The 6,286-nt window shown below is 49.8% G+C and carries 7 protein-coding genes; 5 read left to right on the top strand and 2 right to left on the bottom strand.

From position 1 onward, the window contains the following. Nucleotides 1-1,052, top strand: a 1,052-nt coding sequence (locus tag ACTHY5_RS10700; protein WP_441879478.1) for a putative bifunctional diguanylate cyclase/phosphodiesterase, incomplete at its 5' end; no start/stop codon positions are given. Nucleotides 1,053-1,302: 250 nt separating this feature from the next. Here ACTHY5_RS10700 and mnmH read toward each other — a convergent pair. Together mnmH and selD are read right to left on the bottom strand one after the other, a co-directional pair. Continuing rightward, nucleotides 1,303-2,406 (bottom strand): tRNA 2-selenouridine(34) synthase MnmH, encoded by a 1,104-nt coding sequence (gene mnmH / locus ACTHY5_RS10705; protein WP_441879480.1) that lies wholly within the window; start codon nucleotides 2,404-2,406, stop codon nucleotides 1,303-1,305. Beyond that, the gene (gene selD, locus ACTHY5_RS10710; RefSeq protein ID WP_441879482.1) at nucleotides 2,399-3,436 is read right to left on the bottom strand and encodes a selenide, water dikinase SelD; all 1,038 of its coding nucleotides are present in this window, start codon (nucleotides 3,434-3,436) and stop codon (nucleotides 2,399-2,401) included. The genes mnmH and selD overlap by 8 nt, the downstream gene beginning before the upstream one ends. A gap of 156 nt (nucleotides 3,437-3,592) precedes the next feature. On the opposite strand from selD, the gene ACTHY5_RS10715 reads away from it, so the two are divergent. The 4 genes from ACTHY5_RS10715 (at nucleotide 3,593) to arsB (ending at nucleotide 6,263) form a co-directional block, all read left to right on the top strand. Further along, nucleotides 3,593-3,928, top strand: coding sequence for a metalloregulator ArsR/SmtB family transcription factor (locus ACTHY5_RS10715; RefSeq protein WP_441879483.1), 336 nt, complete (start codon nucleotides 3,593-3,595; stop codon nucleotides 3,926-3,928). Further along, entirely contained in the window at nucleotides 3,925-4,428 is a 504-nt protein-coding gene (locus ACTHY5_RS10720) for an arsenate reductase ArsC (protein WP_441879485.1), read from the top strand. The genes ACTHY5_RS10715 and ACTHY5_RS10720 overlap by 4 nt, the downstream gene beginning before the upstream one ends. After that, nucleotides 4,415-5,134 (top strand): arsenical resistance protein ArsH, encoded by a 720-nt coding sequence (gene arsH / locus ACTHY5_RS10725; protein WP_441879487.1) that lies wholly within the window; start codon nucleotides 4,415-4,417, stop codon nucleotides 5,132-5,134. Before ACTHY5_RS10720 ends, arsH begins: the two co-directional genes overlap by 14 nt. 100 nt (nucleotides 5,135-5,234) lie before the next feature. Further along, nucleotides 5,235-6,263 carry an ACR3 family arsenite efflux transporter gene (arsB, locus tag ACTHY5_RS10730; RefSeq protein ID WP_441879489.1) on the top strand — a complete coding sequence of 343 codons (1,029 nt, stop codon included), beginning with the start codon at nucleotides 5,235-5,237 and terminating at the stop codon, nucleotides 6,261-6,263. The last annotated feature ends 23 nt before the right edge of the window (nucleotides 6,264-6,286 follow it).

The raw sequence follows: 6,286 nt of genomic DNA on the forward strand, positions 1-6,286 counted from the left end.
GGGATATGTTTGCCATTATTCGCCACAGCCGCGCTCAAGACGCCGCCATGGCGCACTTGGCTGATAAACTGCTGGGATTAATGTCGCAACCCATAGTGTTGGCCGACAATAATGTAGTGAGTTTACAGCCCAGTATTGGGATTGCGGTGTACCCGCGAGACAGTGAAGATAATGCCGGCTTATTACAAGCTGCAGAGCATGCTCATGCTATGGCTAAGCGCGCGGGGCGCAACCGTTTTCAGTTTGTGGATTTACGCCAGCACGACTTGCACCACCGCGAGTTAAATATAGAGCACAGCTTACATCACATACTTAATCACACTCAGGGTGAAGGGCTAAGCCTACATTATCAGCCGCAGGTAAGACCGGTTGATGGCAAAATCATGGCCATGGAGGCGCTAATTCGTTGGCAACACCCCAAGTTAGGTACTGTGTCGCCGGCAGAGTTTATTCCTATTGCCGAGCAAAGTGGACTTTCGGTATGCCTAGATCGTTGGGTGATAGAGCAGGTGTGCTTGCAGGTGGCTAAGTGGCATCAATTACCGACTTTGGTGCCGGTAGTGTCGGTTAACTTAAGTGCGCCGCAGTTTAGCGAGCCGGATTTTGTTGAATGGTTGCAAGCCTGCATCAAACGCTGCGGCATTACCCCTGAGTGCATTAAGTTAGAAGTGACCGAAACCACCATGATGGCGCAAACCGATAACAGCATTGGTATGTTAGATAAGTTGCGCAACTTGGGCTTTAAAATTTCGTTAGATGATTTTGGTACCGGTTATTCGGCATTAGCCTGTTTGCACCAATTTCCGCTAGATGAACTAAAAATTGATCGCACTTTTATGGTTGAAGCGAGCCAAAACCCACGTGCGCATTTATTATTAAAAACCATTGTTAATTTAGCCCAAGAACTCTCGCTTAATTTAGTGGTAGAAGGGGTAGAGCAGCAAGCGCAGTTAGACTCTCTGGCAGACTTTGGCCCATTAACAGTACAAGGCTATTTTTTCTATCGCCCCATGCCGGTGAATGAAGTAGAAACGTTATTACATGGTGAGTAACACCAAGCGCCCGGCGCCAAGCACCAAGCTTTGTGCAAATAAATTCGCCCCTACGAAAACCAGAGCGACTCCCTTTGGTCATTGCGAGGAGCGCAGCGACGCGGCAATCCATGGCACAAACAGCTGTACGTTATCCGCCATACGCGGTACGTAAAACCAAACCGGTGTTTTGATTTACCGTATAGCGTACCGCGTTAAACGTACAGCTCCCGTAGGGGTTTTATTTAACATAACCCCACGCCTTGCGCAGTTAGCCTGTTTTGCTTTGGGGCTGCTTGTTTAGCCAGTGTGCTAGCTCGTCTTCGTTGCCGCGCATAACAATACGCGCTTCTTTGCTGTCTTGATGGCGGCGATAAATAGGGTCGTAGTAGCGGTTGAGTAGTTCGGTTATCCACTCTTGATGGCCATCACAACCAAAGCCCAGTATTTGCTGATTAATAGCATCGGTTATTTGTTGTGATAATCGGCGCCAATCTCTGTCACCTAAGCGTTTATACAAACGTTTTAAACTGTCTTGCAGGTACTCACTTAATCGTGAAATATCTTGATTAAAATGCGCTAGCATCACTTCTACATAGTCGTGCTGAATTTGACGTACTCGCTGCTCAAAGGGCACTTCTAATAATAAAACCGGCACTTGCTGCATTCGTTCATATAACCGCTTGGGCAAGGGGCATCGACCCACCATGGCACTTTCATCTTCTACCAACCAAGACTCAATGCCTGCGCGGCGCTGTTTAAGGCGGGCAATACTTAAGCGGTTTTCAAAGTTGATGGGGGTAGGTTGAGGCTCGGCCCAATGGCCAAAACTGGAGCCTCTGTGGTGGGCATAACCTTCTAAGTCGAGTGACAATGGGCTGCGCGTTAGCCAGTCGGTTTTGCCACTGCCGGTTAAGCCCGATAACACAAAGCCTGGCTGTTCAAAGCCGGTGTCTAGTTCGGTAATTAACCGCCTGCGCAAGGCTTTATAGCCGCCTTTTACTCGAGTAACGGGGCGGCCAGCTTCTGCTAGCCATTGCTGAACGGTTTGACTGCGCAGCCCGCCTCTAAAGCAATAAATAACCCCCGTTGGGTGTGCGTTTAACCAAGCTTGCCAACCTTCAAGTCTTTGTTGGCGCAACTCACCGGCCACCAGAGTGTGGCCCAGCGCAATGGCAGCAGTTTGGCCTTGCTGTTTATAACAGGTGCCCACTTGTGCGCGCTCATCGTCACTCATCAGTGGCAAGTTAGTGGCATAAGGAAAGGCCCCCTCAATAAACTCAATGGGGGCGCGCAAATCCAGTAGCGGAGTATCACTGGCTAATAATTGTTCGTAGTCATCGGTGAGTACTGCGTTTTGGTTTAACTCACTCACCCAGCACCTCAACGCGGTATTCGCCAGGCTCGGTGAGCTCGCCAATGGCGGTTAATGACAAGTCGTGTTGCTCAGCAAGCTGTAAAAAGTCATTAACGGCACTGGGGTTCACTGCCACTAATAAACCACCGCTGGTTTGTGGGTCACACAAAAGTTGTTGTTGGCGGGGGCTTAAGGGGGCTAGTTTATCGCCGTAGGCATCAAAGTTACGTAAGGTGCCACCGGGTACGGCGCCGGCTTGTAAGTAGTGATCTACACCTGGCAGTAGCGGAATATGATCCATCTGTAATCTGGCACTCACATTGGCGCCTTCACACACTTCCACCAAGTGCCCCATAAGACCAAAACCGGTCACGTCTGTCATGGCGCTTACCCCAGACAATTTGGCAAAGTCTTGGCCGGGCTTATTTAGCTGGCACATTACCTCTGCGGCAAGGCTTGCATGCTCTGGCAATAATACGCTTTTCTTTTGTGCGGTGGATAAAATACCAATGCCCAGCGGCTTGGTTAAAAATAACATATCGCCAGCGGCGGCGGTGTCGTTGCGCTTAACCTGATCGAGGGCGATTTGCCCGGTAACGGCTAAGCCAAAAATAGGCTCAGGGGCGTCAATACTGTGGCCACCGGCCAACGAAATACCGGCATCCATACACGCTTGGCGGCCCCCATCAACCACTTGTTGGGCTATTTCGGGGGCGAGCAGGTTCACCGGCCAGCCTAAAATAGCAATGGCCACAACGGGGGTGCCGCCCATGGCATACACATCGCTAATGGCGTTAGTGGCGGCAATGCGGCCAAAGGTAAAGGGGTCATCCACAATTGGCATAAAGAAGTCGGTGGTAGAGATAATGCCCATGCCATTGCCCACATCGACCACGGCGGCGTCGTCACGGCTGTCGGTGCCCACCACTAAGTTGGGATCATTAAAGCGCGGCAGTTGGCTGTGTAAAATGGTACCCAGTACTTTGGGAGAAATTTTACAGCCACAGCCTGCGCCATGGCTGTATTGAGTCAGGCGAATTGGTTCCACTTGAGCTTCCTTAATGTTGCGAAGGTGAGTCTCAATACTACTCCTAACCCTGCAAGGTGTGAAATTAAAACCCTTACAGCAGATAATTACTCAACAATATTGACATGCGGATTATCATATATATGATAATCCGCATGTGACTGGGGAGGATAACATATGTCGCCATTGGTGTTGTTTAAGTGCCTTGCCGATGACACGCGTTTAAAGTCGATGTTGCTGATCAGCATGCACCAAGAGTTGTGCGTGTGTGACCTACAACAAGCCTTGCAGTTAAGTCAGCCTAAGGTGTCTCGTCATTTAGCTGAGTTACGCAAATGTGAGCTATTAATGGATGAGCGTCGGGGTAAGTGGGTGTATTACCGCCTACACCCTGATTTATCTGACTGGGCGCGTGAACTATTGGCGCAAACGGCGGCACTGCATACGGAGTATTTGAGTGAGTGTCGCCAGCAATTAACGAATGAACAGTCTCAATGTGAGCGTGAAGTATGAAAATTTTATATATCTGTACCCATAATCGCTGTCGCAGTATTTTATCTGAGGCTATTACTCAGCACAGAGGCCAAGGGCTGCTAGAAGCAAGAAGCGCCGGCAGTCAGCCCTGTGGCGAAGTGCATCCGCTTTCGCTCACTTATTTGGCCGAAGCAGGCGTTGCTACGGCGGGGTTACAAAGCCAGTCGTGGGATGAGTTTGCCGACTTTGCGCCCGATGTGGTGATCACCGTCTGTGACTCGGCGGCGCAAGAAGCCTGCCCAGTGTGGTTTGGCCGTCACCTAGTGGTGCATTGGGGCTTGGCGGATCCTTCTAAACTGACCGGCAGCGATGCAGAACAAGCCGTCGCCTTTCGCAATACCATTGAGCAAATAGAGCACAGGGTCGATACCTTACTGGCGATTGCCCGTCAAGACCGTTCGCAATGGGGCCATTACCTACAACAAGCTTTACAACAAATAACTTACCACCAAGAGGAGTTAACGAATGAGCCTAACTGATTTAAGTTTACCTAATATCGATACGCAGCAGTTTCAACTACCTGATCTTTCTGTATTAGGACAAGAGGCCAGTACTCATAAGCCGCGTATTTTGTTGTTGTATGGATCTTTGCGCGAGCGCTCGTTTAGCCGCTTGGTGGTGGAAGAGTCGGCGCGCTTACTGATTGCGATGGGCGCCGAGATTAAAATATTTAATCCCCACGGCTTACCACTGCCAGACGGTGACGATGTTGAACACCCCAAGGTGCAAGAGCTAAGAGAATTAGTGACCTGGTCTGAGGGGCAAGTGTGGTGTTCGCCAGAGCGCCACGGTGCCATGACCGGAGTCATGAAAAGCCAAATTGATTGGATCCCATTAAGCCTAGGGGCAGTAAGACCCACCCAAGGTAAAACCTTGGCCGTAATGCAAGTATGCGGCGGCTCTCAGTCATTTAATGCGGTGAATCAATTACGTATTTTAGGCCGTTGGATGCGCATGCTCACCATTCCTAATCAATCATCAGTGGCCAAAGCGTTTAATGAGTTTGATGATAACAACCGCATGTTGCCCTCACCTTATTACAACCGCATTGTCGATGTGTTGGAAGAGTTGATGAAGTTTACTTTATTAACCCGTGATAACAGCGCGTATTTAACCAATCGCTATTCTGAGCGAGTAGAAACTGCCGAGCAGTTAATGGCCAGAGTCAATCAAAGCGCTCTTTAGTTTTTACGCAGGCTTATACAAGACGCTGGATACGCAAAACGGTGTTGGTGTTTGGTACTGCGTATAGCGTCAGGCGTATAGCATGAACGAGGAGTTTTAGATGGGTGTGTTTGAGCGGTATTTATCGGTGTGGGTAGGGTTAGCTATTGTGGCGGGGGTCTTGTTAGGCTCCTTAGTACCGGATGTATTTAACCTGATTGCCAGCCTAGAGTATGCCCACGTGAATTTGGTGGTGGCGGCACTTATTTGGCTGATGATTTACCCCATGATGCTGCAAATTGATTTTAGCGCGGTAAAAAATGTCGGTAAAAAGCCCAAGGGCTTGCTGTTAACTTTAGTGATCAATTGGCTAGTGAAGCCTTTTACTATGGCTGCCATTGGCTGGTTATTTTTTCGGGTGCTGTTTGCGCCTTGGGTTGACCCTGCAACGGCGGGGGAATACATAGCCGGTATGATCTTGCTGGGGGTGGCCCCTTGTACCGCTATGGTGTTTGTATGGAGCCAACTCACGCGGGGTGATGCCAACTATACGCTAGTGCAGGTGTCCATTAATAACCTGATTATGGTGTTTGCGTTTGCGCCTTTGGCGGCATTATTACTGGGGATGAGTAATATACAAGTGCCGTGGAATACCTTGTTATTATCTGTGCTGCTGTATGTGGTGTTACCGCTAGTAGCGGGTGTACTGACACGCCAAATGTGGAACACAATACAGCGCCAAAAGACGAAGCCGTTACCTGTGTCTTACTTGGCCGAGCGCTGTAAGCCTTGGTCTATTTTAGGCTTGCTCACCACAGTGGTGTTGTTGTTTGGTTTACAAGCACCGGTGATTATGGCCGAGCCATTGGTCATAGGGCTGATTGCCATTCCGTTATTGATACAAACTTACGGTATTTTTGCGTTAGCGTATTGGCTGGCGTATCGATTAAAGCTGACCCACGCCATTGCGGCTCCTGCTTGTATGATTGGCACCTCTAACTTTTTTGAGCTAGCGGTAGCCGTCGCCATTGGCGTGTTTGGCCTGCATTCCGGCGCCGCCTTAGCAACCGTGGTGGGAGTGTTAGTGGAAGTGCCCGTTATGTTATCGCTGGTGTGGTTTGCCAACCGCACCCGAGCACACTTTGCATAAGGGACCCCTGCGGGGAGCGGTAC

Origin of the sequence: Oceanisphaera sp., assembly GCF_052084945.1 — a bacterium.
Classification (GTDB): Bacteria; Pseudomonadota; Gammaproteobacteria; order Enterobacterales; family Aeromonadaceae; genus Oceanimonas.

Coding starts and splice junctions, on each gene's coding strand:
- ACTHY5_RS10715 (WP_441879483.1), top strand. CDS start 3,593: ATGTCGCCATTGGTGTTGTTTAAGTGCCTTGCCGATGACACGCGTTTA.
- ACTHY5_RS10720 (WP_441879485.1), top strand. CDS start 3,925: ATGAAAATTTTATATATCTGTACCCATAATCGCTGTCGCAGTATTTTA.
- arsH (WP_441879487.1), top strand. CDS start 4,415: ATGAGCCTAACTGATTTAAGTTTACCTAATATCGATACGCAGCAGTTT.
- arsB (WP_441879489.1), top strand. CDS start 5,235: ATGGGTGTGTTTGAGCGGTATTTATCGGTGTGGGTAGGGTTAGCTATT.